The following is a 25,538-nucleotide window of genomic DNA, read 5'->3' on the forward strand; positions in this document are numbered from 1 at the left end:
AAATCGATGATGAGACGAGGTGGCGTTGTGCCGGGCATCCGATTATCCGATTCCTTCTGGCTCCTCGGCGGCCTATGCTCCCGTGTCATGATCCGGTTCGATGTGGGCTGTATTGGAGGTGGCCGTGAGCACATCAACATGGCGAAATCTTCGGTCACTGCGCCATGATCCTCCTGGATTCGCGAATGGCCGGGGTGCACGTCGCAGCACCTTCCAGGCCGCCCTTGAGCAGTGCGAACAGTTCACCAAGGCAGCTACCAGTGCCGACTACGCTACCCGGCCGCTGCAACTCTTCTATGCCCTATCGCAGGGAAGTCGTGCCGTCGTCGCGGCCTCGCCAAGAATCGGACAAAGCTGGCGTGTTCACGGCCACGGATTGAGCGCATCGACCGAGGCGCAGCAGTTGCCCGAGGTGGAGGTCTACGCAAAGGGCGAGGGACTCTTCCAGGCCATGGCGACGGTGCTGGACTTCCAGGCACTCGTGCAGGAGGAGCGCGTCAGGCTCGGGGATCTGTGGCCGCTCATACCGGAGTCGGCCCGGGCCCCGCTCGATAAGAAGGAGACGCTGTCGGCGATCATGTTCAGCCCGGGCGCTTGGCCACAGCATCATCATCTGTACGGCGCCAGCCTTGCCTGGATCCGGCACGCTGTTCCGAAACTCTACGGCCAAGATAAAGAGAGTCTCGCGCGTCACTTCGCGCGTTATCCCGCCCTCGAAGGACTTTCCTGGAATGCGACCCCCAATGTAGCGTGGAATCCGAACGATTTCGCGGTGTCGCTAGACATCCACTTTGACCTTGCAAACGGTGAGAGGCCCGCACTGATACAGCCTGGATCGCGATTGGTCGCTCGCTATGGCAGCAGCGACGGTAGTTGGCTTTTCATTACTCCCGCCGTAGGCAGCATGAGGCATCCTTTGCACCCAGTATTGGCATGGTGGGCGACACTTCTCGCCCTGTCTTCGCTGGCCCGCTACGAACCAGCAAACTGGGTAAAGATGATCGACATTAACTCGTCCCCCCACGCCACTGCAGTTGAGCATTTGCTCGACGACGCCGTCGTCCGTATTCCGGAGATACTGCTAAACATCCTACTGAAGATCGACGATCCGGGTTAAACGGCGACTCGCGAGACCTTGCGAGGTGCTGTGGAAGCTCCGGGGTGCCACCGGATCAGCCGTCTTCGACGCCCTCGGTCGGGCGAGGTGGGCGATTGTGCTTGGCCCACTCGTCCACCTCGTCCGCGTCCCAGATGGTCGTCCCGATCAGGCGGGCTATCGGCTCAGGGAAGCCGGGTCGGCGGGTGATCTGCAGCACCCGCTGTCGCGACACGTTGAACAGGCCGGCCAACTCGCCAGGCCCGTACAAGCGCGGTCGCTTCACAGCCTGATCGTAGGTGCGCGTTGGGCTGCGCCGGGGCCGGTCTCACTGGAACCGCAGCAGCAACGAGTAGAGCGACCATCGCGAGCCTCAGCTGAGGACGTGTTCCAGGGAGCGGCTTTCGCGCCGTAGGACTGGGCCGGCGGGGTCCTGTCGTCATGGGCCTCGTCAGGTCGGTGGACGCATCTGACCTCGACGTGGGCGCCGTTGCTGCCGCTGGAGGCTCTTGCACCGCCCCGAGTGCACGGCACGTCTGCTGCCCTTTGGTATTTGCGACCGGGAGCTACCGGATGCTACGTACGAACCCCGTCCATGCGCCTCTCGTGAAGCGAAGGTGCGAGCCACTGGGATCCTTGCTGTCGCGCACCACGATGTTCGTATCCAGTTCGGCAACCTCGACGCAGGCACCGCCGTTGTTGTCGCTGTAGCTCGACTTACGCCAGACCAGGCGATCCGTGGTTTCCATGATCACTCTCTCAGGTCTGTTGCCGCTCCACGTCGTCCGCCATCCTCAGGATGAGCTTGCGCGACTCTACCGGCCCGAGAGCGGCTGCCCGGAGTCGGTCCCACAGCCGAGTGTGGGCCCGTACCGCGTCCGGCCGGTCAAGGTAGTCGGCGTCGGTGAAGGTTTCGACGTAGATCACGTCCGATGCCGAGTCGTCACCGAAGCGCAGGATGATGAAGCTGAACGAGGCTGTCTCGTAGGTCTGCGCGTCGAACGGGAAGACCTGGAGCGCGATGTTGGGCTGCCCGCCGACCTCCGCCAAGTGCAGAAGCTGGCTGCGCATCGTTGCCCCGTCGCCGATGCTTCGCCGCAGCGCCGACTCGCTGAGGATGAAGCTCAGGTCGGGTCCGTCGTCCTGCCGCAGGATGGACTGTCGCTCCATGCGAATGGCAACCTGCCGGTCCACCTCATCGGCGGGTGGCCGTGGATGGGCGATCGCGTTCATGGCACGGATGTACGGCTCGATCTGAAGGACACCCGGGATGACCTCCGGCTGGTACCAGCGGATCTCTGAAGCGTCACCCTCAAGGTCCAGGTACTGGCGGAACCAGTCCGGCACGGCGTTGCGGTAGGTGCTCCAGCGACCGCGCTGTCGCCCTGCGCGTGCGAGGTCGCGTAGCGGCTCGGCTTCATCACCACGGATCCCGTAGAGATCGAGCAGCAGGTTCAGATCGGTGAGCTTGATCCCGGACTGTCCAAGCTCGACCCTGCTGATTTTGCTTGCTGCCGCGTCGATGACGGCCGCCGCCTCGTCCTGCGTCTTGCCTGCGCCTTCACGAGCCCGTTTGAGAGCAAGGCCGAGGCGCCGTCGCTGGATCGTCGGGTTCACCACCGGCTGATTATGGCCCGGACGTAGCCGGTCATCGCGACACGCCGCGAAGAGGTTCCCAAATTAGGAGTCCAACTTCTAGCCTTGTTGTACTTCCAAAATAGGAGTCCAACTTTGGAGCCGTATGGGATCGCGTGTGCCGTACGACGACTACCTGCTGGCGGTGGCGATGACTCTGGCGCGGCGGCATCGGCCGGTCTGGTCGTGGCGGCGGTGGCGTCGGATCTGTCGCTGCGGCGCGGATCTGCCCTGTCGTGCCCGGCACCGCATCCCGATTCGGCGAGGCCACTGGCCAGGGGAGGAGCAGGAGTGACCGACGATCAGGCCGCACGAATTGTGGCGGTGCACCTGCCCGGCGTTGACGGGCTCTGTGCGGGTTGTCGCTGGTGGTGGTCGCGGCTGTCCCCGTACCCCTGTTATCAGGCGGAATGGGCGACTCGCTGGCACGCCCGGGTCGCCACCCGGCGCTTCCTGGATGGTCTGTCGTGACGACGCACGGCCCGGTCCTTCCGGTGTGGACGTGCGGTGGCTGTTCCGCGCCCTGGCCGTGCCGGACCCGCCGCACGGAGTTGCGCGCCGAGTTCGACGGCGCGCCCGTGTCTTTGAGTCTTTACATGGGGTCCTACCTGGTCTGGGCGGCCGAGGACCTGACCTGGGTACCCGCCGGGCTGCTGCACCGCCGCTTCCTGGGGTGGGTCCGGTGAGCCTGATTCGGCGGGGTGACGAGCGGTTCCACTACAGCGACAACTCGCACAAGTGGATTCCGCCTGACCCCGACTATGACCAGGAGGTCTGGGACGAAATGGTGCGCCAACACCTGCGACAGCACCTGGAGGAGATCTCTCAGCGGAGGAAGGAGCGCCATGCCGGTGCTCTCGGTCGCTGCGAAACACCGGAGACATGAGAGATGCAGACGTGAACGAGATTGCTGACCGGGTGACGGCGGCGCAGTTCAACGCCCTCGAGGTCCTCTGCGGGGAGCGCGCGTTGAGGGCGTTGTCGCGGCCGCAGTCGCGGCGCCGAGGCTCCAGCGGGGTGCTGGGGCCTCGGCGCCTTCGCCTTGCTCGACTGGCCGGGACGCTACAGCCTGCGGGTGTGGTGTTCGGCCGCTGGAGCGCCTCGCTCGATCAGGCCTGCAGACGAATGCGGCGGCGGCGTGCGACGAGCAGCAGCGCGACACCGACCGCGACGGCGGCCGCAGCAGCGCCGGCGAGCAGCATGGTGTTGTCGCCGGTGACAGGAAGGCCGGGGCCAGCGCTCACCGATGCCGACGGCGATGCCGGTGCCGACGCCGTTGCCGATGCCGACGGCGATGCCGACGCCGTTGCCGACGGGGATGCCGATGCCGACGGCGATGCCGACGCCGACGGTGAGGCGCTCGGCGAGCTCACGGCGACCTTCTTTGCCACCACGAAGACGCGCGGCTCGTCGCTGTCGTCGCCCCTGACCTGCGTCAGAGTGTAGTTCTCCTCATTGTTGTCGCCGGCCAGGATCTTCCAGCCCGCCGGGGCGGTGAAGGTCAGCAGGACGTCGCCGGCGGGGATGCGGGCGAAACGGAACAGGCCCTTGGCGTCCGTGATGGCCTCGGCGTACTTCGTCTTGCCGTCGGCGCTGGTGGCGACGACCTTGACACTCGGGACGCCGGGCGTCTGGGGCGTCCATTCGGCGCCAGAGGACTCACCCTGGTAGACGTAGCCGCCGAGATCGCCGAAGGCACCCGGCACCAGCAGCCGTACGCTGGTGATGTTGTCGGCGTTGTTGGCCTCGCCGTTGTCGGCGGCAAGCGAGAAGGCGATGAATCCGTAGCCGGCCTTCCGAGCCATGGGGTTGATCTTGCCGGTGATCTTAACAATCTTGGTGGCGCCGGCGGCGAGGTCGAAGCCGGTCGAGAGCACACCGTAGGCGACAGCGTCGACGCCTTCGCTGTCGCCGCCGGTGTAGTGCACGTGCTTGGCTTTGACAGAGCTCTTGTTCTTCACCGTGACCGTGACGGTGAAGGTCTCGCCCGTTGCGTAGTTGCCCTTGTCGGCGGCGGTGGTCACCGCGATATCCGGCTTGGGGGCGGCCGCTAGGGCGCCCGTTACCGGGAGGACGGCCACGAGCACGCCCATGAGGGCGGCGGCGGCAAGTTTGCGCATGGCGGTCTCCGTAAAGAGGGTCGGGAATCAGCGCGATGCTAGCGGCTGGGTGAGTCCCTCCGCTGTCCCGAGATCGAGACCGTGATCGGAAAGTATCCGATCACGCTTGCTTGATAATCGGTGAAAGCTCACGGGCAAAAAGCGAATGAGCTCGATTTCCACAAGAGGGCTTCCCGCTCCGGCGCCCGGGCGGTGCACCTCATGCCGCTGGGCGTTCGTCGACGCCGCGATCAGGTCCAGTCGCCGACGGCTGCCAGGAAGCACAGGCCGCTGACTATCAGCGCGTATGGCGCCCACAAGTATCGCTCCCAGGCGCTTGAGGAAGCGGCATTCATCAACGCACCGAGAAGCAGTAGTCCAAAAAGGATCCAGACGCCCCAGCGGGCTACGGCCTCGGGTGTCGCGTGCAGTCCGAGCCCGCCCCGACGGAGCACCACCAGCGCGGCGCACGTCCAGACGAGGACTGCCACACCGCTTGCGATTCGCAACCCGGTCGGCAGCTTGCCTGCGTGGGCGCCACCCCAGGCGGCTTGCCCCAGTGGCGCTCCCAGCGCGATGCCCAACTGGAACAGCGCTATGCCGGCCATTCCGGCGGCGGCTGCCACCGCCGCGACCTGTGCCGGAGCCCAGGCCGTGGTCATCGCTGCCATCAGGCGCTCTCCTGTCGTGCGGGATCGATGTTGTCGAGTGCCGCGAGGCATTCCTGCGCCCAGGCGATAGTCGCCTGGGCGCTGTGGCGCCCCGCCGAGATCGTGAGGTGCCAGAAAGGTGCTTCGTCGGCGTGCTGTGGCTCGCTGGCGATCTGGGCGGCCAGGCCGTCGAACTGGAGCAGTCGCTGTTGTGCGTCGGCCTTGGCCGCGGTGACGAGTGCACGGCACGCCTCGACACCCAGGGTGCGGCCGAAGAACAAGCGAAGCAGCAGGCCGTTGCGGGCGGGCGCTGCCTGGACCGGCTGGGCAAGCAGCTCACGGAGCCGGCTGGTGCCCGATGGGGTGATGGCAAACGTCGACGAGCCGGCCTTGGTCGATCCGCTCCGCTGCACGAACCCGAGCCGCTCCAACTCTGCTAGCGCCGGGTAGATCTGCCCGAAGCTCTCACTCCAGAAGTGCCCGAGCACCTCGTGGATCGCCTCCCGCAGCGCGTAACCGGTCATCGGCTCGATGCTCAGCGCGCCGAGCACGGCCATGTGGGTCTGACTCGATCGCGCCATCGTCTGCTCTCCTCGCACCTCAGTTGAGGTATCTGGCAGATATATCTACTAGAGGCATCATGCCGCGTCAAGGGGGAAAGATCGGGTGTGCCGGGTACCCTCGGTTGCTGCGAACCACGGCAGACCTGGGAGATGCGGACGTGAACGACATTGCTGACCGGGTGGCGGCTGCGCAGTTCGAGGCCCTCAAGGTCCTCTGCGCGGCCACCCCGAAGGGCTGGTACGCCGAGCGGGGGACAGCGCGCGCGGCCGTGTCGTACGCCGACATCGCGACGCTGAACACGATCTACGACACGACGTTGGAGCCGGATCTCGAGGCGTTCGACGAGCTGGCGGCGGAGGTCAGCGGGCTGGTCCCACGCTGGTCGATCCAGGTGCGTGGCGAGGCGGGGGACGATGTCGTCGAGCTGGCGGCCCGGCACGGCCTGGTGCAGCGCAGTGAGCTGCCGATGCTGGTGTGCGCCGCGGGCGACATCGTGTTCCGGGCCGACGAGGCGCAGCGAAAGCTGGTACGCCGGGTCGGTGCGGCCGAGAGCGACCTCTACACCGCGACTCTCGCCGAGGGGTTCGAAGCTCCCGCGGCTGCCTTCGGCTCACTGATGGGCGGTGGGGTGCTCGACGTCGACGCCATCGCCGGCTATCTGGCGGAGGAGTCGGGCCACCCCGCTGGCACCGGTCTCGGGCTGCGGACCGCCGGCACGGTCGGTGTGTTCAACATCGCCGTCGCCCCGGCCGCCCGGGGCCGTGGCCTGGGTCGGGCGATCACCGAGGCCGTGCTGTTGGACGCGATCGCCGCCGGCGCGGACGCCGCGTACCTGCAAGCCAGCGAGATGGGTCGGTCCCTGTACGAGTCGATGGGCTTCCGTCTCGTCGAGACCTGGACCGTGTTCGAGTAACGGTGACCGAACGCGCAGGGGGAGACCCGGTGGAGGCGCGGTACAGCCTGGCCCGGGTCGCCATCCGTGGCGGCGACCTGCCGGGGCCACGAAACCGCCCGGCGGGGAAGCGGGGCACCGGTTGCCGGCGGAGGCTGCGACGATCGGGGCATGACGACCGCTGAGGCGTACGCCAGGTTCGCCGGCCGCGACGTGCGCGGGGTGTCGCCCGCGTACGAGCGGCTGTCCCTGGCAGTGTCCCGCGACGCCGAACTGCTCGCCCTGCTCGACGGGCTACCGCCGGCCAAGCGGCAACCGAACCTGCTGTTCGGCGTCGTCCGCTGGCTCGGCGGCCCGGTCGACGACCCGGCGGCGTTCCACGACTACGCGGTGGCGAACTGGCCGGTCATCGAGGCGCAGATGCGCGTACGCGCCACCCAGACGAACGAGGCCGGCCGGTGCGCTGTGTTGCTGCCGGTGCTCGCCGCGCTGCCGCAGCCGCTCGCCCTGCTGGAGGTCGGCGCGTCCGCCGGGCTCTGCCTCTATCCCGACCGGTACGCCTACCGTTACGGCGATCATCAGGTCGGCACCGGCGAGCCCGTCCTGGAGTGCGCGGCCAGCGGATTGGTGCCGCCGGCACGCGTACCGGAGGTGGTGTGGCGGGCTGGCCTCGACCTCAACCCGCTCGACGTGACCGACCCCGACGACGTGTCCTGGTTGGACGCGCTGATCTGGCCGGAGCACGAGCACCGGCGGTCGCGGCTACGGGCCGCGGCGGCGGTCGCCGCAGCCGACCCGCCGCTGCTGGTCCGTGGCGATCTGGTGGACGACCTGCCGGCGCTTGCCGCGCGGGCGCCGACCGGCGCGACGCTAGTGGTCTTCCACAGCTCCGTGCTCTACCAGGTGCCAGCGCCGCGCCGGGAGGCGTTCGTCCGGCTGGTCCGTGGCCTGCCCGGACATTGGGTCGCCACCGAGGCGCCCGAGGTGCTGCCCTACGGCGGGCTGCCGACGCCGCCGGGGGAAGGGCCGCACAACGTGCTGGCGTTGGACGGCACGCCGCTGGCCTGGACCCGGGGCCACGGCCAGGCGATGACCTGGTTCGCCTAATACCGCGAGTCGGGCGGCCGCCTCTGTCGACGGCGCCTCGCGGTTGGGCCACGCGCCGGATCGTGGCGAGGCCCACGCCAACGTCAGCGGCTACCGCCGGCCACACTCCGGCGGTGCCCTGCCCCGCGCCCTTTGCTCTGCTTCAACGGGCGCAACACTCAGCACGAAAAGTGTTGCGTCCGTTGAAGCAGAGCAAAGGACCCACGCACCTGGCCCGCCCGCCGTCCGGTCCGCCGCTCGCCGTCCGCCGCTCGCCGTCCGCCTCGCGGCGGGTCAGCCCCGGCGCAGGTGAGCATTGGGCCGGGCGGCGTCTCTAAACTGCTGCCGTGAGCGGAGAGCGACGACCCCTGGCCGATCGGCCGCTCACCGAACCGCACCCGTCCCGGTTGCCGCCCGAGCATCCCGACCGGCCCCGGATCCTCGCCGCGCACACCGCCGCGCTGTCCGCCGGGGAGTCCGGCTACCTGGACCCGGCGAGCGGACTGTTCGTGCTCAGCGCCGCCTTCCTGGCCCGCCGAGGCACCTGCTGCGGACGAGGCTGTCGGCACTGCCCGTACGTGGACGATCCACCCTGCGGATAACCGCGAAACGAGGACTTCCGCCCAACCCGCGCACCCCGTACGGTTTCCGACGGACATCGGGCGGGCGCCTACCGCCGTCGGTCGGCGAGAGGGTGGAGTGTGCGCACGCGGATCGTGATCGCCGGGTTGGCGGGGCTGCTGGTGAGCGGCTGTGCCGCCGACGCCGAGCCGGTGGCGGTGCCGCCGGCGGCGCCGATCGCGGTGGACGTGGCGGCGGCCTCCTCGGGCGGCGCCTGCCGACTGCTGGATTTCGCGCTCATCGAGCAACTGGTAAAGGCGCGCTTCGACGTGGCGGCGTCAAGCGAACGAGGTGACACGCACACCTGTGTGGTCCGGGCCGGGAATGCGGAGCTGCCGGAGCTGACGCTCAGCGTGTCCGAGACGTCGATCGACAAGACCACGTTCGGCGCGGACGTGGTGCCCACCAAGGCGACGAAGGTCACCGGCCTGGGTCAGCAGGCGTACCGGCGTACCACCGCCGCCGCGAGTGGCCACGGGCCGGTCGCCGAGGTCGGTTGGCTGGCCACCGACGGCCGGTTGGCGACGCTGACCTGGACCGGCGCCCGTGGCACCGACCGCACGGCGGCCGAGAAGCTGACCGCAGAGCTGATCTCGCTGGCCAAGAAGGTGGACACCCGGGCGCTGTGACGCCCAGCGGCGAGTCAGTTAGCGGCGACGAAGACCCGGGACGCGACCTCGCGGGGCAGCCGGACGCGGTCGCCGGACCGGTCGATCGACACCCCGTCGCGCTCCTGCGCCACTGTCACCGTGGCGCCCGGGTCGACACCTGCGGCGTGCAACTGGCGCAACACGTCGGAGTCGGTCTGCACGCTCTCGCAGATCCGGCGAACCACCACCGGCCCGGTGAGCCCGGGGAACGCCAGGTTGCGCTCACCCTCGCCGGCTTCGGTGGGCGTCGTCTCCAGTGAGCCCAACGCCTCCAGACCCGGGATCGGGTTGCCATACGGGGAGCGGGTCGGCCGGTTGAGCAGGTCGTACACCCGCTTCTCGACTGCGTCGCTCATCACGTGCTCCCAGCGGCAGGCCTCCTCGTGGGCCTCCTCGTAGGGCATCCCGATGACGTTGACGAGCAGCAACTCGGCGAGGCGGTGCTTGCGCATCACGGAGACGGCCATGCCGCGGCCCAGCGCGGTGAGGGTCAGTTGCCTGTCGCCCTCGACGGTGAGCATGCCGTCGCGCTCCATCCGGGCGACGGTCTGGCTCACGGTGGGGCCGCTCTGCCGTAGCCGCTCGGCGATCCGTGCGCGCAGCGGCGGAACGCCCTCCTCCTCCAACTCGAGGATGGTGCGCAGATACATTTCGGTCGTGTCGACCAGGTCGTGAGACTTCATAAGGTCAGCGGCCCTCCGATGCACGATGCTACCTCGCTGTTGGGCCAGCGACCTTCGCCGAGCCGAGCGGATGCCGACCCGGATGGTGTTGGATGGTCGCCATGTCCGGAATTGAGGAGCCGCTGATCGAGATCGGTCGGCTCGCCGCCGAGCTCGACGACGCCGATCCGCCCACCCTGCTCGACGTCCGCTGGCGGCTCACCGGCCCGCCCGGCCACGACGACTACCTGACCGGCCACCTGCCCGGCGCGGTCTTCGTCGACCTGGACGCCGCGCTCTGCGGCCCGCCCGGTCTCGGCGGCCGGCATCCACTGCCCGATCCGGCCGCGTTGCAGGCGGCGCTGCGGGCCGCCGGCGTCCGCGCCGGTCACCCCGTTGTGGTGTACGACGGCGGCGACGGCCTGGCTGCCGCACGTGCCTGGTGGACGCTGCGCTGGGCCGGGCACCGCCAGGTGCGCGTGTTGCACGGCGGCTACCCGGCCTGGGTCGCCGCCGGTCGGCAGGTCTCCACCGACGCGCCCGCACCGGCCCCCGGTGACGTCGAGGTGCGCCCGGGGGACCTTCCGGTGCTCGACGCCGGGCAGGCCGCCGCACTTGCCGCCGCCGACGACGCCGTGCTGCTCGACGTACGGGCCGCGCCCCGCTACCGGGGTGAGGTCGAGCCGATCGACCCGGTGGCCGGCCATGTGCCGGGCGCGGCGAACCTGCCGGCCAGCGAGTACATCGGCGTGGACGGGCGTTTCCTGGCCGCCGACGTGCTGCGGGAACGGTTCGCCGCCGCCGGGGTGGCCGGGGCGCGGGCCGTCGGCGCGTACTGCGGCTCCGGGGTGACCGCCGCGCAGGCCGTGCTGGCGCTGCACCTGGCGGGCCGAACGGACGCGGCGCTCTACGTCGGATCGTGGAGCAACTGGGTGGCCGATCCGGCCCGTCCGGTCGCCTCCGGGCCGACACCCGGCCGCTGAGCAGCGCGTGCGGTGGGCGGGCGACGGTCCTCGTGCGACGATGGGCTCATGTCCGACGACACGGTGGTGGTGTGGGACGAGTCGCTGCTCGCCTATGACATGGGTGACCATCCGCTCGATCCGGTGCGGGTGGAGCTGACCTTCGCGCTCGCCCGGGAGTTGGGCATCCTGGACCGTCCGGGCGTACGCATGGTGAAGCCGGAGCCCGCCGACGACGCCCTGCTCGCCCGCGTGCACCACCCGGCCTACCTGGCGGCGGTGCGGGCCGCGCCGCGTGACCCGCTGTTCGCCGGGTACGGGATGGGCACCTCCGACAACCCGGTCTTCGACGGGATGCACGAGTCCAGCGCGCTGATCGCCGGTGCCACTGTGGCCGCCGCCGAGGCGGTCTGGCGTGGCGACGCGCGGCGGGCGGTGAACGTGGCAGGTGGCCTGCACCACGCGATGCCCGCCCGCGCTTCGGGCTTCTGTGTCTACAACGACCCGGCCGTGGCCATCGCCCGCCTGCTGGATCTGGGTGCCGAGCGCATCGCGTACGTCGACGTGGACGTGCACCACGGCGACGGCGTGCAGCACATCTTCTGGGATGACCCTCGGGTGCTCACGGTCAGCCTGCACGAGACCCCGCTCGCGCTCTTTCCGGGCACCGGCTTCCCGGACGAGACGGGCGGGCCAGGTGCGCAGGGGACGGCTGTCAACATGCCGCTGCCGCCCGGCGTCGACGACACCGGCTGGCAGCGGGCGTTCCACGCCATCGTGCCGTCGGTGCTGCGCGCGTTCCGGCCGCAGGTGCTTGTCAGCCAGTGCGGCGCCGACGGGCACCGACTGGACCCGCTCGCCGACCTGAGCCTGACGGTGGACGGTCAGCGCGCCACCTACCTGGCGTTGCGGGCCCTCGCCGACGAGTTGTGCGACGGCCGCTGGGTGGCCACCGGCGGCGGCGGGTACGCGCTCGTCGAGGTGGTGCCCCGAGCCTGGAGCCACCTGCTGGCCGTGGCCACCGGCGACCCGATCGACCCGGCGACGCTCACCCCGCCGGGCTGGCGGGCGCTTGCCGCCGCCCGCCGTCCGGGCCGGGACATTCCGCTGCGGATGACCGACGACGTCGACCCGTCGTACGAGCCGTGGCAGCCGACAGGCGAGCCGAACGCTGTGGACCGGGCGATCGCGGCGACCCGTAAGACCGTCTTCCCGCTGCTGGGGCTCGACCCGCACGACCCGCGAGACTGAGCCGGGCCGGGGGAGGGCGGCAACGGTGACAACCGTGGCCCAGCCGGTGGACGTGCTGCTCAGTGACGGCACCACAGTCCAGTTGCGACCGATCAACCCGGCCGACGCGCCGGCCATCGTGGCGATGCACAGCCGGTTCTCCGAGCGCACCCGCTACCTGCGGTACTTCTCGCCGTACCCGCGCATTCCCGAGCGGGATCTGGTCCGCTTCGTCACTGTCGACCACAGCGACCGGGAGGCGTTCGTGGTGCTGGCCGGCGACCAGATCGTCGCGGTCGGCCGGTACGAGCGGCTCGGCCCGCAGGCCCCGGAGGCGGAAGTGGCCTTCGTGGTGGAGGACGCCTACCAGGGCCGGGGCATCGGCTCGGTGCTTATGGAACACCTGGCCGACGCCGCCCGGCGCAACGGCATCCTGAGCTTCGTCGCCGAGGTGTTGCCGGCCAACGGGACGATGCTGCGGGTTTTCTCCGACTTCGGCTACCAGGTCCAGCGCGAGTACGCCGACGGCGTGGTGCACCTGAGCTTCCCGATCGCGCCCACCGAGGCCACGCTTGAGGTGCAGTTCGGCAGGGAGCACCGCACCGAGGCCCGGTCGATCGCCCGGCTGCTCGCCCCGCGCGGCATCGCCGTGTACGGCGCCAGCGCCACAGGCCAGGGCGTCGGCGCGGCAGTGCTGGGGCATCTGCGCGACGGCGGCTTCGCAGGTGCGGTGGTGCCTGTGCATCCGAGCGCGTCGACGGTGGCAGGGCTCCCCGCGTACCCGTCGGCTGTCGACGCCGGGGTCCCGGTAGATCTCGCGGTGGTGGCGGTCCCGCCGTCGGCGGCGACCGCTGTGGTCGCCGACGCCGCTGCCGCGGGCGTGCACGGCCTGGTGGTGATCTCGGCCGGTTTCGCGGAGGCCGGCGCGGAGGGCGCGGCCACACAGCGTGCGCTGGTCCGTGCGGCGCACGCCGCCGGGATGCGCGTGGTCGGCCCGAACTGTCTCGGCGTGGCCAACACCGACCCGGCGGTACGCCTCAACGCCACCCTCGCCCCCGCGCTGCCGCCGCCCGGCCGGGTCGGCATCTTCAGCCAGTCCGGCGCCTTCGGGGTGGCGCTGCTCGCCGAGGCCGACAGGCGTGGCCTCGGGCTGTCCAGCTTCGTCTCGGCGGGCAACCGGGCCGACGTCTCCGGCAATGACCTGCTCCAGTACTGGCAGGACGACCCCGGCACCGACGTGATCATGTTGTATCTGGAGACGTTCGGTAACCCGCGCAAGTTCGCCCGGCTGGCGCGACGGATCGGCCGGACCAAGCCGGTGGTCGCGCTCGCCTCGCCGGCCCGACCGCCCGGGGTGGGCGACTCCACCGGGCCGGACGAGGTGGCGGTGGCCGCCCTGTTCGCCCAGTCCGGGGTGATCCGCGTGGACACCGTCGCGGAACTGCTCGACGTGGGGGTGCTGCTGGCCAACCAGCCGCTGCCCGCCGGCGGCCGGGTCGGTGTGGTCGGCAACTCCTCGGCGCTTACCGGCCTCGCCGCGACCGCCTGCGTCGGGCAGGGCCTCACAGTGGTCGACGGCTACCCCCGCGACGTCGGGCCGAGCGCCGGCGCCGCCGAGTTCGCCGACGCCCTCGCCGAGACGGCCGGCGACGACCGGGTGGACGCCCTGGTGGTGGTCTTCGCCCCGCCACTGCCCGGCCAACGCACCGATGTGGACGCCGACGTCACCGCCGCGCTGCCGGCCGCGCTCGCGCTGGGCAAGCCGACGGTCGCGACGTTCCTGGTGGGTCGGCTGCCGGCGGGTGTGCCCGCGTACGGGGGCGTGGAGGAGGCGGTCCGCGCCCTGGCCCGCGTGCATCGGTACGCCGAGTGGCTGCGCCGCCCACCCGGAGTGGCACCCGAGCTGCCAGGGGTCGACAGTGCCGCCGCCCAGGCTGCGCTCCGCGATCCGCCCGACCCGAACGCGCTGCTGGCCGCGTACGGCATCGAAACGGTGGCGTCGGTGACCGCCGACTCGCTCGAAGCGGCAGTGGACGCGGCGGCGAGCGTGGGTTTCCCGGTGGCGCTCAAGGCCGCCGCCCCCGGGCTGCGGCACCGGCTCGACCTCGGCGCGGTCCGGCTCGACCTGCCCGACGAGGCGACCGTCCGCCGGGCGTACGCCGAGTTGGCGGCCAGCTTCGGCGCGGAGGTGCTGGTGCAGCCGATGGTCCCGCCTGGGGTGGCCTGTGTGGTGGAGCTGGTGGAAGATCCGGCGTTCGGGCCGGTGGTCGGCTTCGGCCTCGGCGGGGTCGCCACCGAGTTGCTCGGCGACCGGGCCTGGCGGGCAGTGCCGCTTACCGACCGGGACGCCGCCGAACTCGTCGACGAACCCCGGGCCGCGCCGCTGCTGCGGGGGCACCGAGGCGCCGCGCCTGTCGACCGGGCCGCCCTGGCCGACCTGCTGATGCGCGTGGGGCAGCTCGCCGACGAGCAGCCCCGGGTGCGGTCGCTGACCCTCAACCCGGTGCTCGCCCGCCCGGACGGCATCTCGGTCCTGCACGCCCAGGTGCGGGTGGGCGGCGCGGTGTCCCGCCCGGACACCGGCCCCCGCCGCCTCTGACCAGCGACGCCCGGGACGGCCGGAAGGCCCCGGCGAACCGCCGAGGCCTTCCGTGGAGGTGGTGCGTCAGCAGGCGTACGCCTCCAGGCGCTGCGCCCGCTCCGGTGCGCGCAGCTTCAACAGCGTCACCTTCTCGATCTGCCGGATCCGCTCCCGGGACAGGCCGAACTCGCGGCCGACCTCGTCCAGGGTGCGCTGCCGGCCGTCGTCCAGGCCGAACCGGAGCCGGATGACCGCCTGCTCCCGCTGGGACAGCGTGGACAGGACGATGCTCACCTCGTTACGCAGCTCGCCCTGGGCGGCGGTGTCACCAGGCTCGTTGCGCGGGTCCACCGAGGCCACGAAGTCGCCGAGCGCGCTCTCGCCGTCGTCGCCGACGGCCTGGTCCAGGCTGACCGGCTCCCGGTCGTACGAGATCAGCTCGATGACCTGGATCTCGGGGATCTCCAGTGCGCGGGCCACCTCGGCGACAGTGGGTTCGCGGCCCAGCGTCACCGCCAGCTCGCGGCGGGCCCGCACCATCCGGTTGACCTGCTCGACCATGTGCACGGGGATGCGGATCGTGCGGGCCTGGTCGGCCATCGCCCGGGTGATCGCCTGCCGAATCCACCAGGTGGCGTACGTGGAGAACTTGTAGCCCTTGGCGTAGTCGAACTTCTCCACCGCCCGGATGAGGCCGAGGTTGCCCTCCTGGATCAGGTCGAGGAAGGCCATCCCACGGCCGGTGTAGCGCTTGGCGATGCTGACCACCAGCCGCAGGTTCGCCTCCAGCAGGTGGTCCTTGGCCGCCCGCCCCTCGGCGACGATCAGCTCCAGGTCGGCCCGCAGCTCGGGTGAGACCGGGGTGCAGGTTGCCAGCTTCTCGTCGGCGAACAGGCCGGCCTCGACCCGGCGGGCCAGGTCGACCTCCTGCGCCGCGGTCAGCAGCTTCGTCCGGCCGATCCCGTTGAGGTACGCCCGGACCAGGTCTGTGGAAATGCCGCGCTCATCGGTGGCGTCCAGGTCGGCGAGGGCCTCGGTGGCCGCGTCGGTGTCGGTGGTGGCTGCCGGGCGCATCCGGTATTCCGTCATCTGCAGGACCATCTCTGTCTCTCCCCGTGTCCACGTCTGTGCCGTATTTCCGGCTCAGTGGTGCCGGTGTGACACACAGCTTGGCGGGAGAGGCGTGAAACGGGAGTGAGGCGATCGGGCACCCGACAGGAATCCGGACCAGTCAAGGCCGGGTGGGTGTCAGAGGTCCAGCAGGATGGTGCGGGGGCCGATGTTGACGCTCTCGACGAGCATGTGGGCGCGGAAGCGACCCGTCTCGACTGTGGCGCCGCGCTCGCGCAGGGCCTCGACGACCGCCGTTACCAAGGGCTCGGCCACCTCTGCCGGGGCGGCGGCGGTCCAGGTTGGACGGCGACCCTTGCGAGCGTCGCCATAGAGCGTGAACTGACTGACCACCAGGATCGGCGCGCCGGTGTCGGCGGCGGACCGCTCGTCGTCCAGGATCCGCAGCTCGTGCACCTTGCGGGCCATCGTCCGGGCGGTCTCGGCAGTGTCGGTGTGTGTCACCCCGAGCAGCACCAGCAGGCCGTCGCCGATCGCGCCGACCACCTCGCCGTCCACCGTCACGCTGGCCCGCCCGACGGTCTGCACCACAGCCCGCATCAGCGGCCCGCCGTCGTGCCGGCCGCGCCTGCCGCCCGCCTCACGCGGTCACCGGCTCGATGAAGCCGCGCTCCACCAGGTGCGCCACGATCGGCCCGGCGGCCTCGGCCATCTCGTCGGGCTCCACGTCGTGCGCGGCGGCGAGCAGGGCGAGCTGGTCGCGCAACGGCAGCCGGCCGTCCGCGCCGCCGACCAACGCCAGCACCAGCGGGTCGATCTCCTCGGTCCAGCGCAGACCGTGCGGCATCGCGAGGACCTGCCGGTCCACCGCCCAGCCCTCGTCACCCATCGTGGCCTCCTGCCGCAGCTGGAGGCCGTCGGCGGCCCGGTAGCGCTCGGCGAGCAGCGCGTCGGTGTCGCGTCGTACCCGGAGGAAGTCCTGGCGGTCGAACCAGGCGCCCACCTGGTCGCCCAGCGGTGGCTCGACCCGCTGGCGCAGGTCCTCCACCCGGACCATCGGGTCGGCGTGCCCGCCCTGGCGCAGCGACACGATGCCGAAGCCGATCCCCTCGACCTTGTGCGCGTCGAACCAGTCGAGCCAGGCGGCCATCCGCTGTGGATCGGTGCTCTCGCCGACGTCGGTGAGCCACAGGTCGACGTAAGCCATCGGGTCGGCCACCTCGCGCTGGATCACCCAGGCGTCCAGGCCCGTCCCGGCGAACCAGCCGGCGACCCGCTCGCCCCAGTCCTCACCGGCGACGTGCACCCAGTTCGCCAGGTACTGCATGGTGCCGCCGTCGGTGAGCAGGCCGGGTGCTGCGGCGGCCAACTCCGAGCAGATCGCGTCGCCCACCCGCCCGGAGTCGCGGTAGACGTGCGTGGTGGTGCCCGGGCCGACCACGAACGGCGGATTGCTCACCACCAGGTCGAAGCGCCGGCCCGCCACCGGGGCGACCATGTCACCGCGCAGCAGCTCCCAGTCCTGGCCGTTGAGGGCGGCGTTGGTGGCGGCGAAGCGCAGCGCCCGCTCGGAGAGGTCGGTGGCGGTCACCGAGCGGGCGTGGGTGCCCAGGTGCAGCGCCTGGACGCCGGAGCCGGTGCCCAGGTCCAGGGCCGTGTTGACGGGTCGGCGCAGGGTCGCCCCGATCAGCGTCTGGGTGGCCCCACCGATGCCCAGCACGTGCTCGGCGTGCAGTGGTTGCCCCGGCCGGGCGCTGCCCGGCACGTCGGCGAGCACCCACCAGTCGTCGCCGTACGGCTCCAGGTCGACGCCGGCACGCAGGCCGTCACCGTGCCGCTCGACAAGCCCACCCGCCAGCGCTTCGGCCACGCTCAACGGCGCGAGCGCGGCGGCCACGGCCGACTCCGTCTCGGTCTGGTCGCAGATGAACACCCGGATCAGCGTGGCGAGCGGGTCGCGGTCCTCGGTGGCGCGCAGCGCGGCGCGGTAGTCGTTGCGCGCGACCGCAGCGGTGGCCTGCGGGCCGAGCCGTTCGGCGATGCCGTTGCCGGTGAACCCGGCCCCGGTCAGCGCGGTCCGCAGCGCGTCGATGCCGGCGGGGGAGAGCAGCATGTCGTGTTCGTCCACGCCCGTCATCCTGCCTCTCGCCGTGTCACCGGTCGGCACCACCCGCCGGATCCCGCCCGGAGCGTCGGTGTCCGTCGGGCTGAACGGCCGGGCAGGATGGGGTGCATGACGCTCGTGCTACCCATTGATCCCGAGGCCAACCGGCTGCTGGAGCAGAGCCCGCTGGCCAGGCTCCTCGGCATGGTCCTTGATCAACAAGTGCCGATGGAGAAGGCGTTCTCCTCGCCGTACGTGCTGGCGCAGCGCCTCGGCCACGACCTGGACGCGGCGGAGCTGGCCGGGTACGACCCGGACGCGCTGATCGCGATATTCGCCCAGCCACCCGCCCTGCACCGGTTCCCGAAGGCGATGGCGGCGCGGGTGCAGGAGGTGTGCCAGGTCCTGGTGGACCGCTACGACGGTGACGCCGCCCTGCTCTGGTCGGACGTCGCCGACGGGCCGGAGCTGTTCCGTCGGGTCGCCGAGCTGCCCGGCTTCGGCAAGCAGAAGGCGCAGATCTTCGTGGCGCTGCTCGGCAAGCGGTTCGGGGTGACCCCGCAGAACTGGCGGGAGGCGGCCGGCGGGTACGGCGATCCGGGCGCGTACCGGTCGGTGGCCGACGTCACCGACGCCGACTCGCTGCGCAGGGTGCGGGAGTACAAGCAGCAGATGAAGGCGGCGGCGAAGGCGAAGACCGCAGGCGGATGACCCCTGTCGTTCAGGCGGCCGTCGGGTGCGCGAGGGAGGCCAGCGCGCGTCGGACGTCGGCGAGCGAGACGGTGGCCGAGTCGTCCAGGTCGGCCAGGCCGGTCTCGATCCACTGCCGCATCAGCGTGGTGACGCCGATGCCCCGGGCGTCGGCGACGGCGCGCACCCGCTCGTAGGTCTCCAGCGGCAGCCGGACCGATCGGCTCACCATCGGCACGTCGGTGTCGGGGGTGGGCAGGTCCACCTCCGGGCTCTGGTCGATCAACTCGGCGATCCGGTCGTCGCCGCTGTGGAACTGCTTGGTCGCGTCGTCACGGTGCATCGTCACGGCCTCCTCATCGGCGCGATCTCCGCACGGCCTCGTCGTAGCGCTTGGCCTCGACGTCGCTCAGTTCGCGGGCGGAGAGGATGTCCCAGTCGTTGTCGGTGCCATCGGCCTCGGCGAGCAGCACCGCCAGTCGACGACCCCGTCGGGCGGCGGCGTAGACCACCATCACGTCGTCGCCCAGGTGGCGGATGACCCGTCGAGCGCTGTGCAGCGCCTCCCAGACTTCCCCGGGTGTGACGTCGTAGACCCTCAGGTTGGCCAACGCCTCGTCGGTGAAGCTGAACTTGCTGCCCACGACGCGGAGCGTACCACGTACGTAACACGGACGGTATGCGGCAAATTTCGCTGATCACGGGCCTGCAGTGACAGGATGAGGCGTAACCCCCTCGAGGAGGTCCATGGTGAAGCGTCAGGCGTACCAGCCGATTCTGATCACCGACGCCTCGCGCAGCCAGAACGATCAGCTCACCAGCCGACAGCGCCGCTATGTCCTGATGATGGGCATCCGGGTGGCTTGCATCGTGGCCGGCGCGATCCTGGTTGGCGTGAAGGCCCCGCTGCTGTGGCTCTGGCTGCCGCTGTGCGCGCTCGGCATGGTGATCATCCCGTGGCTGGCGGTGCTGCTTGCCAATGACCGGCCGCCCAAGGAAGAACACCGGCTGGCCAACAAGTTCCGCCCCCGCCAGCGGGACGACATCCCGCCGATGACTCTCACCGCCGAGGAGCATCCGCACAAGATCATCGACGCCGAACCCTGACCCGCGTCGCGCGGGCCAGGGTCCGGGAGATCACGACCGAGGTCGGGCGCCGACGCTGGAGACGGCAAGCGCGCCCAACTCGGTGGCGCGGTCCAGGGCCGCGGTCGAGGTGGCACCGTTCAGCCACGCGGTGAGCAGGCCGGCCGCGAAGGCGTCGCCGGCCCCGGTGACGTCCACCACCGTCACCCGCCGGGCCGTCGCCACGCTCACCGTCGCCGCCCGGTCGACCCAGACCGCGCCCGCCGCTCCACCCTTGACCACCACCCGCCGGGCCGTCGCCGACAGCGCCCGCCCCTGCGCCGCCGGGTCCAGCCCGCCGGCCAGCACCGTCGCCTCGTCCGCGTTGACCAGGAGCAGGTCGACATCGCGTACCCAACCCAGAAAAGCCCGCGCGCCCACCCGCCGCAGCGGCGCCGCGGAGGCCGCGTCGACGCTTGTGGTGAGCCCGCGCTCGCGGGCGGCGGCCAACGCCCGCAGCCCCGCCCCGCGCGACGAGGCGTCCAGCAAGGTGTACGCGGACAGGTGCAGGTGCCCAGCGTCGGGCACCGCCGCGAGGGCCTGCTCGACGTGCGCGGCGCTCAGCCGCAGGTTCGCGCCCCGCTGACTGACCATGGTCCGCTCACCGTCGGCGGCGAGCACGATCACCGTGCCGGTCGGTACGCCCTCGACCCGCTCGACCGCGCAGTCGACACCCGCCCGTTCGAGTTCGGCGACCCGGACCCGCCCCGCGTCGTCGTCACCGACGGCGCTGATGAGCGTGACGTCCACCCGTTGCGCGGCGATCCAGGCTGCGGTGTTGGCCGCCTGACCGCCGCCGCCGAGGCTGATCTCGGCCCCGGTGTCCGAGCCGATCGCGAGCGGTCCGGACAGCACCGCGAGCACATCGGTGATCACGTCACCGACGACTACCACCCGGGCCGGTCGGGTCATGCCGGGGCTGCGGCGGTGCGGGCCGCCATGGCGACCGCGATCCGCGCGGCCAGGTCGGCGTTGCGCAGGATGATCCGGACGTTCACCGCCAAGCTCGCGCCCTCGGTGGCCGAGTGGAAGTGCGCAAGCAGGTACGGGGTGACGGCCTTGCCGGTGATGCCGTCGCGCTCCAGCAGGGCCAGACCGTCGGCGAGCGTCCGGTCGTGCAGCTCCGGATCGAGCTGCTCGTCCACCGGCAGCGGGTTGGCCACCAGCAGCCCGCCCGTGTGCACGGCGTGCTCGTCGCGGGCGGCGAGCACGGCGGCGACCTGCTCCGGCGAGTCCACCGACCAGTCCAGGTCGAAGCCGGCGTCGGTGAGATAAAAGCCGGGGAACCGGCGGGTGCGGTAACCGAGCACGGCGACCCCGAGGGTCTCCAGCCGCTCCAGGGTCGCGCCCACGTCGAGGATCGACTTGACCCCGGCGCAGACCACCGCGATTGGGGTCTGGGCCAGGGTGACCAGGTCCGCCGACTCGTCGAAGGTGTGCGCGGCCTCCCGGTGCACCCCGCCCAGCCCGCCCGTGGCGAACACGCCGATCCCGGCGGCGGCGGCCACGGCGCTTGTCGCGGCCACGGTGGTCGCGCCGTCCGCGCCGGTCGCCGCGGCCAGCGCGAGGTCACGGACGGAGAGCTTGGTCACTCCGTCGACGGTGGCGAGCCGGGTCAGCTGTGCGTCGTTCAGGCCGACCACCAGCTCGCCGGCGATCATGCCGATCGTCGCCGGGACGGCCCCGGCGTCCCGGACCGCCTGCTCGATCTCCCGAGCCACGCGCAGGTTGTCCGGCCGAGGTAGGCCGTGCGACACGATGGTGCTTTCCAGGGCGACGACGGGACGGCCGTCGCGCTGGGCCTCGGCCACCTCGGGGCCGAGGCTGATGCGAAAGTCAGTCACGTTGGGCCACGGTACGGGGTCGGGCTTCGGCAGGCCTCAAGTGGACCCGGCCGTGACGACCTGCCAAACTTGACTGTTGGAGGTGCAGACGTGAGCACAGAGGTTCTCGAGCGTCCGGAGCTGAAGGACGCCGACACCGGTCCTGAGATGTTCCACTACGTCCGCAAGGAGAAGATCGCCGAGAGTGCCGTCATGGGCACCTACGTGGTCGCGCTCTGCGGAGAGACCTTCCCGGTCACCAAGGCGGCAAAGCCCGGCTCGCCGGTCTGCCCCAAGTGCAAGGAGATCTACGACTCGTACCGCGAGTGAACCCGGGCCGGTGTCCTGGCCGGCGACGTAGCCTGCGGCGGTGACCACCTCCACCGCCCTGCTCCTTGCCGACCTGACCGGGGTGGCCGTGTTCGCGGCCTCCGGGGCGTCGGCGGCGGTCGCCAAGCGACTCGACCTGTTTGGTGTCGCTTTCGTCGGCTTCGTGGCCGCCCTCGGCGGCGGAATCCTCCGCGACCTGGTCATCGACGAGGTCCCGCCGCTGGCCTTCGCCGACTGGCGGTACGCGGCCACCGCCGCAGTCACCGCCCTCGCCGTCTTCTGGCTGCACCCCCAGCTCGCCCGACTGCGCACCACAGTGCTGGTGCTGGACGCGGCGGGCCTCGCGCTGTTCACCGTGACCGGCACACTCAAGGCGCTCGACGCCCAGGTGCCGGCGGTCGGCGCCTGCCTGATCGGCATGCTCACCGCGATCGGCGGCGGGCTCGCCCGGGACCTGCTCACCGCCGAGATCCCCGTGGTGCTGCGCCGGGAGATCTACGCGCTCGCCGCCCTTGCCGGATCGGTGGCGGTGGTGCTGCTCTACGTCACCGGGCAGACCGGGCCCGCGCCGCTCACCGCGGCCGCCGTGCTCGTCTTCGGCCTGCGCCTGGTCGCGCTGCGCCGACGCTGGTCCGCCCCGGTGGCGACACTGCGGGCACCCCGCAGCGGTGCCGCCGATCCGCGCACCGACCGGGAGTGGTGAGGCCACCCGGATCGGGGTGGCAGATGTGACCAGCGTGGCGTCGCCTGGGCCCCGGGGCCCGCGCTGGTTATGCTGAGTCGGCCTTCGCGGCAGCTTCTGCGCGGAGGCGTTTTCATGGGCGGCGGAACTCGTGGCCCTCGCCCGGGGTCCGCCGTCGTGCGGTCGGAGAGGAGCTTCGCGTGGCAGCCCGGACGCCGGTGCTCGAGACGTTCCCGGCGCTACGCGCCTGGCAGCGCAAGGCCCTGGTGGAGTACCTGCGCCGGCGGACCGAGGACTTCACAGCCGTCGCCACGCCCGGCGCCGGCAAGACCACCTTCGCCCTGCGGATCGCCGCCGAACTGCTCGGTGACGGCACCGTCGAGGCGGTCACCGTTGTCGCGCCGACCGAGCACCTGAAGAACCAGTGGGCGGACGCCGCCGCCCGGGTGGGCATCCAACTCGACGCCGCGTTCCGCAACGCCGACGTGCACTCCGCGGCCGACTTCCACGGCGCGGTGGTCACCTACGCCCAGGTGGGGATGGCCCCGCAGGTGCACCGGCGGCGCACCATGACCCGGCGCACCCTGGTCATCCTCGACGAGATCCACCACGCCGGCGACTCCCGATCCTGGGGCGACGGGGTGAAGAACGCCTTCGAGCCCGCCGTACGCCGGCTGATGCTCACCGGCACGCCGTTCCGGTCCGACGACAACCCCATCCCGTTCGTCAGCTACGAGCGGGGCGGCGACGGGCTGCTGCGCTCCCGTGCCGACTCGGTGTACGGCTACTCCGACGCACTGCGCGACGGCGTGGTCCGGCCGGTGCTCTTCCTGGCGTACTCCGGGGAGACCCGTTGGCGCACCAACGCGGGGGAGGAGTTGGCCGCCCGCCTCGGTGAGCCGATGACGCAGGACCTGGTGGCGCAGGCGTGGCGTACCGCGCTGGACCCAGCCGGCGACTGGATGCCGCAGGTGCTGCGCGCCGCCGACGCCCGACTCACCGTGCTGCGCAACGCCGGCATGCCCGACGCCGGCGGCCTGATCATCGCCACCGACCAGCAGACCGCCCGCTCGTACGCCAAGCTGATCGAGCAGGTGACCGGCGAGAAGGCCGCCGTGGTGCTCTCCGACGACCAGGGCGCGTCCGCGCGGATCGCGACGTTCGCGGCGTCAGAGCAGCGGTGGCTCGTCGCGGTGCGGATGGTGTCCGAGGGGGTCGACATCCCCCGGCTCGCGGTCGGTGTCTACGCCACAAGCGCCAGCACCCCGCTCTACTTCGCCCAGGCGATCGGCCGGTTCGTCCGGGCCCGCCGCCCGGGGGAGACCGCGTCGGTCTTCCTGCCCAGCGTGCCCCACCTGCTCGGGCTGGCAAGCGAGATGGAGACCGAGCGCGACCACGTGCTCGGCAAACCCAAGGAAGGCGACGGCCTCGACGACGACCTGCTGGAGCGGGCACAGCGCGACGAGCAGGCCAGCGGGGAGCTGGAGAAGCGGTTCGCCGCGCTCTCGGCAACCGCCGAGCTGGATCAGGTGATCTTCGATGGGGCGTCCTTCGGCACCGCCGCCCAGGCCGGAACCCCCGAGGAAGAGGAATACCTCGGCCTGCCCGGTCTGCTCACCGCCGACCAGGTCTCCCTGCTGCTGACCAAGCGGCAGGCCTCACAACTCGCCGCCCAGCGCCGCCGTACGGCCGACGGGGCCGCTCAGCCGGCCGCTGCGCCCTCCACGGCCCCGCCAGCACCCATGAGCGCCGCCCAGCGTCGCGTGGCCCTCCGGCGCCAACTGAACGCTCTGGTGGCCGCTCGCCACCACCGCACCGGCCAGCCCCACGGCAAGATCCACGCTGAGTTGCGGCGGCTCTGCGGCGGCCCGCCGAGCGCCCAAGCCACAATCGAGCAGCTAGAGGAACGCATCGCTACCGTGCAAACCCTCTAACCCGCCCACCTGGGCACCACCGGCGACACTCCGCCCGCAGAGCCCGTCCGGGCATGCGTGCCCCAGCGTGCGTAAGCGCCCGGGTCTGGCGGGGATCCGGGCGGCCGCCGAGACCGGCCCGAACAGCGCGGACCTGCCTTGACCATCCGGACCCCGCCTTGACTATCCGGACCCCGCCCCTGACCATGCGGACCTGCCTTGACCATGCGGACCTGCTGGGTTTGGCCCAGACCTGCCCTAACCACCCGGGACCGATCATGCGGACCTGCTGGGTCTGGCCCAGACCTGCCCTGACCACCCGGGACAGATCATGCGGACCTGCTGGGTTTGGCTCAGACCTGCCCTGACCCACCCGGGACGATCATGCGGACCGGCTGGGTTTGGCTCAGACCTGCCCTGACCACCCGGGACGACCACGCAGACCTGCTGGGTCTGGCCCAGACCTGCCGCTGGCCGGGGCCCGTTCACCGCTCAACGATGCCGCCTGACCGGCTGTCCTGACGGGCGGTGTCCTGACGGGCGGTGTCCTGACGGACGGTGTCCTGACGGACGGCTGTCCGCCCGACCTGATCGGGTATGCCGGTATTGCCGGGTTGCCGGGCTGGTCGGCTTCCCAACATCCGGTCGGGCCTCTCGCGTGTCGGGACCACAGCGGTGATCAACACGAGATCGCTGATATCGGGGTGTTCTGGTGGGCGGGATACCCCGATATCGCCGATCTCGTGTTGATCTCGATCCGACGGGCGCCCGTCGCTGTCTGATGGAGTCCCGGCGAGGGTTGCGCCGGCCTCAATTGCCGCGCGGGCAGGTGGCGCTTCCGGCGCCGCGAGCCACTGTGTGGTCTGGCCCGGGCCTGCCGGCTTTGTCCCGACCCGGCACGGACCTGCGGGACCTGCCCGAACCTGCCGGGACTCGCGGATCCGGCCCCGAATCCAGGCGACCTGTCCCGACCCTCGCAGAGATGCCGGGGCTCGCGCGGCCCTGGGGGACCGGCGCGGCCCGGGGGCCGCTTCGAGGGTCGCCCTCGATCCTGGATCGAGCACGATCTTGG

General features: G+C 71.2%; 29 protein-coding genes. 15 read left to right on the forward strand and 14 right to left on the reverse strand.

The window, feature by feature from the left end; all coding sequences use genetic code 11:
• Positions 1–124: 124 nt before the first annotated feature.
• On the forward strand, positions 125–1,117 hold the full coding sequence (locus ACFY2Q_RS14440) for a YaaC family protein (protein ID WP_387130216.1): 993 nt from the start codon (positions 125–127) through the stop codon (positions 1,115–1,117).
• A 55-nt stretch (positions 1,118–1,172) separates the two neighbouring features.
• Here ACFY2Q_RS14440 and ACFY2Q_RS14445 read toward each other — a convergent pair whose 3' ends face one another.
• From ACFY2Q_RS14445 to ACFY2Q_RS14455, 3 genes are all read right to left on the reverse strand, one after another.
• Positions 1,173–1,382, reverse strand: coding sequence for a helix-turn-helix transcriptional regulator (locus tag ACFY2Q_RS14445; RefSeq protein ID WP_387130217.1), 210 nt, complete (start codon positions 1,380–1,382; stop codon positions 1,173–1,175).
• A 280-nt stretch (positions 1,383–1,662) separates the two neighbouring features.
• Positions 1,663–1,845, reverse strand: a complete 183-nt coding sequence (locus tag ACFY2Q_RS14450) for a DUF397 domain-containing protein (RefSeq protein WP_387130218.1) — start codon at positions 1,843–1,845, stop codon at positions 1,663–1,665.
• Positions 1,846–1,855: 10 nt separating this feature from the next.
• A complete protein-coding gene (locus tag ACFY2Q_RS14455) occupies positions 1,856–2,716 on the reverse strand; it encodes a DUF5753 domain-containing protein (protein ID WP_387130219.1) in 861 nt (286 codons plus the stop codon).
• A gap of 306 nt (positions 2,717–3,022) precedes the next feature.
• On the opposite strand from ACFY2Q_RS14455, the gene ACFY2Q_RS14460 reads away from it, so the two are divergent.
• Positions 3,023–3,202, forward strand: a complete 180-nt coding sequence (locus ACFY2Q_RS14460) for a hypothetical protein (RefSeq protein WP_387130220.1) — start codon at positions 3,023–3,025, stop codon at positions 3,200–3,202.
• 211 nt (positions 3,203–3,413) lie between these two features.
• Positions 3,414–3,617, forward strand: a complete 204-nt coding sequence (locus ACFY2Q_RS14465; protein WP_387130221.1) for a hypothetical protein — start codon at positions 3,414–3,416, stop codon at positions 3,615–3,617.
• Between the two features lie 223 nt (positions 3,618–3,840).
• On the opposite strand, the gene ACFY2Q_RS14470 is transcribed toward ACFY2Q_RS14465, so the two are convergent.
• The 3 genes from ACFY2Q_RS14470 to ACFY2Q_RS14480 all read right to left on the reverse strand — a co-directional run bounded on the left by ACFY2Q_RS14470 (position 3,841) and on the right by ACFY2Q_RS14480 (position 6,061).
• Positions 3,841–4,851, reverse strand: a complete 1,011-nt coding sequence (locus ACFY2Q_RS14470) for an LPXTG cell wall anchor domain-containing protein (RefSeq protein ID WP_387130223.1) — start codon at positions 4,849–4,851, stop codon at positions 3,841–3,843.
• Between the two features lie 230 nt (positions 4,852–5,081).
• Positions 5,082–5,501 carry a hypothetical protein gene (locus ACFY2Q_RS14475; protein WP_387130225.1) on the reverse strand — a complete coding sequence of 140 codons (420 nt, stop codon included), beginning with the start codon at positions 5,499–5,501 and terminating at the stop codon, positions 5,082–5,084.
• The gene (locus ACFY2Q_RS14480; RefSeq protein ID WP_387130227.1) at positions 5,501–6,061 is read right to left on the reverse strand and encodes a PadR family transcriptional regulator; all 561 of its coding nucleotides are present in this window, start codon (positions 6,059–6,061) and stop codon (positions 5,501–5,503) included. Before ACFY2Q_RS14480 ends, ACFY2Q_RS14475 begins: the two co-directional genes overlap by 1 nt.
• A 140-nt stretch (positions 6,062–6,201) precedes the next feature.
• Between ACFY2Q_RS14480 and ACFY2Q_RS14485 the strand changes: the two genes are divergently transcribed.
• The 4 genes from ACFY2Q_RS14485 (at position 6,202) to ACFY2Q_RS14500 (ending at position 9,272) form a co-directional block, all read left to right on the forward strand.
• Complete coding sequence (locus ACFY2Q_RS14485) at positions 6,202–6,957, forward strand: GNAT family N-acetyltransferase (RefSeq protein ID WP_387130229.1); 756 nt, start codon at positions 6,202–6,204, stop codon at positions 6,955–6,957.
• 150 nt (positions 6,958–7,107) lie between these two features.
• Positions 7,108–8,043: a DUF2332 domain-containing protein gene (locus ACFY2Q_RS14490; RefSeq protein ID WP_387130231.1), complete on the forward strand. Its 936-nt coding sequence runs from the start codon at positions 7,108–7,110 to the stop codon at positions 8,041–8,043.
• 326 nt (positions 8,044–8,369) lie between these two features.
• A complete protein-coding gene (locus ACFY2Q_RS14495; RefSeq protein WP_387130232.1) occupies positions 8,370–8,624 on the forward strand; it encodes a DUF5522 domain-containing protein in 255 nt (84 codons plus the stop codon).
• Between the two features lie 99 nt (positions 8,625–8,723).
• Entirely contained in the window at positions 8,724–9,272 is a 549-nt protein-coding gene (locus ACFY2Q_RS14500) for a hypothetical protein (RefSeq protein ID WP_387130234.1), read from the forward strand.
• A gap of 14 nt (positions 9,273–9,286) precedes the next feature.
• On the opposite strand, the gene ACFY2Q_RS14505 is transcribed toward ACFY2Q_RS14500, so the two are convergent.
• Entirely contained in the window at positions 9,287–9,976 is a 690-nt protein-coding gene (locus ACFY2Q_RS14505) for a metal-dependent transcriptional regulator (protein WP_387130235.1), read from the reverse strand.
• A gap of 101 nt (positions 9,977–10,077) precedes the next feature.
• Between ACFY2Q_RS14505 and ACFY2Q_RS14510 the strand changes: the two genes are divergently transcribed.
• From ACFY2Q_RS14510 to ACFY2Q_RS14520, 3 genes are read left to right on the forward strand one after another with little or no spacing between them, the layout of a single operon-like run.
• Complete coding sequence (locus ACFY2Q_RS14510) at positions 10,078–10,938, forward strand: sulfurtransferase (protein ID WP_387130237.1); 861 nt, start codon at positions 10,078–10,080, stop codon at positions 10,936–10,938.
• A gap of 48 nt (positions 10,939–10,986) precedes the next feature.
• Positions 10,987–12,168, forward strand: coding sequence for an acetoin utilization protein AcuC (locus ACFY2Q_RS14515; protein WP_387130238.1), 1,182 nt, complete (start codon positions 10,987–10,989; stop codon positions 12,166–12,168).
• A gap of 25 nt (positions 12,169–12,193) precedes the next feature.
• Positions 12,194–14,746, forward strand: a complete 2,553-nt coding sequence (locus ACFY2Q_RS14520) for a GNAT family N-acetyltransferase (protein WP_387130240.1) — start codon at positions 12,194–12,196, stop codon at positions 14,744–14,746.
• 66 nt (positions 14,747–14,812) lie between these two features.
• Here the strand turns inward: ACFY2Q_RS14520 and sigB are convergent, their stop codons facing one another.
• The 3 genes from sigB to ACFY2Q_RS14535 form a co-directional block, all read right to left on the reverse strand.
• Complete coding sequence (gene sigB, locus ACFY2Q_RS14525; RefSeq protein WP_387130381.1) at positions 14,813–15,817, reverse strand: RNA polymerase sigma factor SigB; 1,005 nt, start codon at positions 15,815–15,817, stop codon at positions 14,813–14,815.
• Positions 15,818–15,976: 159 nt separating this feature from the next.
• Entirely contained in the window at positions 15,977–16,399 is a 423-nt protein-coding gene (gene dtd / locus ACFY2Q_RS14530; RefSeq protein ID WP_387130241.1) for a D-aminoacyl-tRNA deacylase, read from the reverse strand.
• Positions 16,400–16,439: 40 nt separating this feature from the next.
• Positions 16,440–17,927: a methyltransferase gene (locus tag ACFY2Q_RS14535; protein WP_387130242.1), complete on the reverse strand. Its 1,488-nt coding sequence runs from the start codon at positions 17,925–17,927 to the stop codon at positions 16,440–16,442.
• 105 nt (positions 17,928–18,032) lie between these two features.
• On the opposite strand from ACFY2Q_RS14535, the gene ACFY2Q_RS14540 reads away from it, so the two are divergent.
• Complete coding sequence (locus ACFY2Q_RS14540) at positions 18,033–18,614, forward strand: HhH-GPD-type base excision DNA repair protein (RefSeq protein ID WP_387130243.1); 582 nt, start codon at positions 18,033–18,035, stop codon at positions 18,612–18,614.
• A gap of 10 nt (positions 18,615–18,624) precedes the next feature.
• Here ACFY2Q_RS14540 and ACFY2Q_RS14545 read toward each other — a convergent pair whose 3' ends face one another.
• Together ACFY2Q_RS14545 and ACFY2Q_RS14550 are read right to left on the reverse strand one after the other, a co-directional pair.
• The gene (locus tag ACFY2Q_RS14545) at positions 18,625–18,936 is read right to left on the reverse strand and encodes a hypothetical protein (RefSeq protein ID WP_357012427.1); all 312 of its coding nucleotides are present in this window, start codon (positions 18,934–18,936) and stop codon (positions 18,625–18,627) included.
• Between the two features lie 13 nt (positions 18,937–18,949).
• Positions 18,950–19,237 carry a hypothetical protein gene (locus ACFY2Q_RS14550; protein WP_357012322.1) on the reverse strand — a complete coding sequence of 96 codons (288 nt, stop codon included), beginning with the start codon at positions 19,235–19,237 and terminating at the stop codon, positions 18,950–18,952.
• A 103-nt stretch (positions 19,238–19,340) separates the two neighbouring features.
• Between ACFY2Q_RS14550 and ACFY2Q_RS14555 the strand changes: the two genes are divergently transcribed.
• Positions 19,341–19,700 (forward strand): DUF3099 domain-containing protein, encoded by a 360-nt coding sequence (locus ACFY2Q_RS14555; protein ID WP_387130245.1) that lies wholly within the window; start codon positions 19,341–19,343, stop codon positions 19,698–19,700.
• A 30-nt stretch (positions 19,701–19,730) separates the two neighbouring features.
• Here ACFY2Q_RS14555 and ACFY2Q_RS14560 read toward each other — a convergent pair whose 3' ends face one another.
• Together ACFY2Q_RS14560 and ACFY2Q_RS14565 are read right to left on the reverse strand one after the other, a co-directional pair.
• Positions 19,731–20,630 carry a carbohydrate kinase family protein gene (locus ACFY2Q_RS14560; RefSeq protein ID WP_387130247.1) on the reverse strand — a complete coding sequence of 300 codons (900 nt, stop codon included), beginning with the start codon at positions 20,628–20,630 and terminating at the stop codon, positions 19,731–19,733.
• Positions 20,627–21,562: a pseudouridine-5'-phosphate glycosidase gene (locus tag ACFY2Q_RS14565; RefSeq protein ID WP_387130248.1), complete on the reverse strand. Its 936-nt coding sequence runs from the start codon at positions 21,560–21,562 to the stop codon at positions 20,627–20,629. Before ACFY2Q_RS14565 ends, ACFY2Q_RS14560 begins: the two co-directional genes overlap by 4 nt.
• A 90-nt stretch (positions 21,563–21,652) precedes the next feature.
• On the opposite strand from ACFY2Q_RS14565, the gene ACFY2Q_RS14570 reads away from it, so the two are divergent.
• The 3 genes from ACFY2Q_RS14570 to ACFY2Q_RS14580 all read left to right on the forward strand — a co-directional run bounded on the left by ACFY2Q_RS14570 (position 21,653) and on the right by ACFY2Q_RS14580 (position 24,487).
• Positions 21,653–21,871 carry a DUF3039 domain-containing protein gene (locus ACFY2Q_RS14570; RefSeq protein WP_088946800.1) on the forward strand — a complete coding sequence of 73 codons (219 nt, stop codon included), beginning with the start codon at positions 21,653–21,655 and terminating at the stop codon, positions 21,869–21,871.
• A gap of 40 nt (positions 21,872–21,911) precedes the next feature.
• The gene (locus tag ACFY2Q_RS14575) at positions 21,912–22,574 is read left to right on the forward strand and encodes a trimeric intracellular cation channel family protein (protein ID WP_387130250.1); all 663 of its coding nucleotides are present in this window, start codon (positions 21,912–21,914) and stop codon (positions 22,572–22,574) included.
• Between the two features lie 179 nt (positions 22,575–22,753).
• Positions 22,754–24,487 carry a DEAD/DEAH box helicase gene (locus ACFY2Q_RS14580; RefSeq protein ID WP_387130251.1) on the forward strand — a complete coding sequence of 578 codons (1,734 nt, stop codon included), beginning with the start codon at positions 22,754–22,756 and terminating at the stop codon, positions 24,485–24,487.
• Positions 24,488–25,538 lie beyond the last annotated feature (1,051 nt).

It is taken from the genome of Micromonospora sp. NPDC000316 (assembly GCF_042898885.1).
Lineage (GTDB): Bacteria > Actinomycetota > Actinomycetes > Mycobacteriales > Micromonosporaceae > Micromonospora.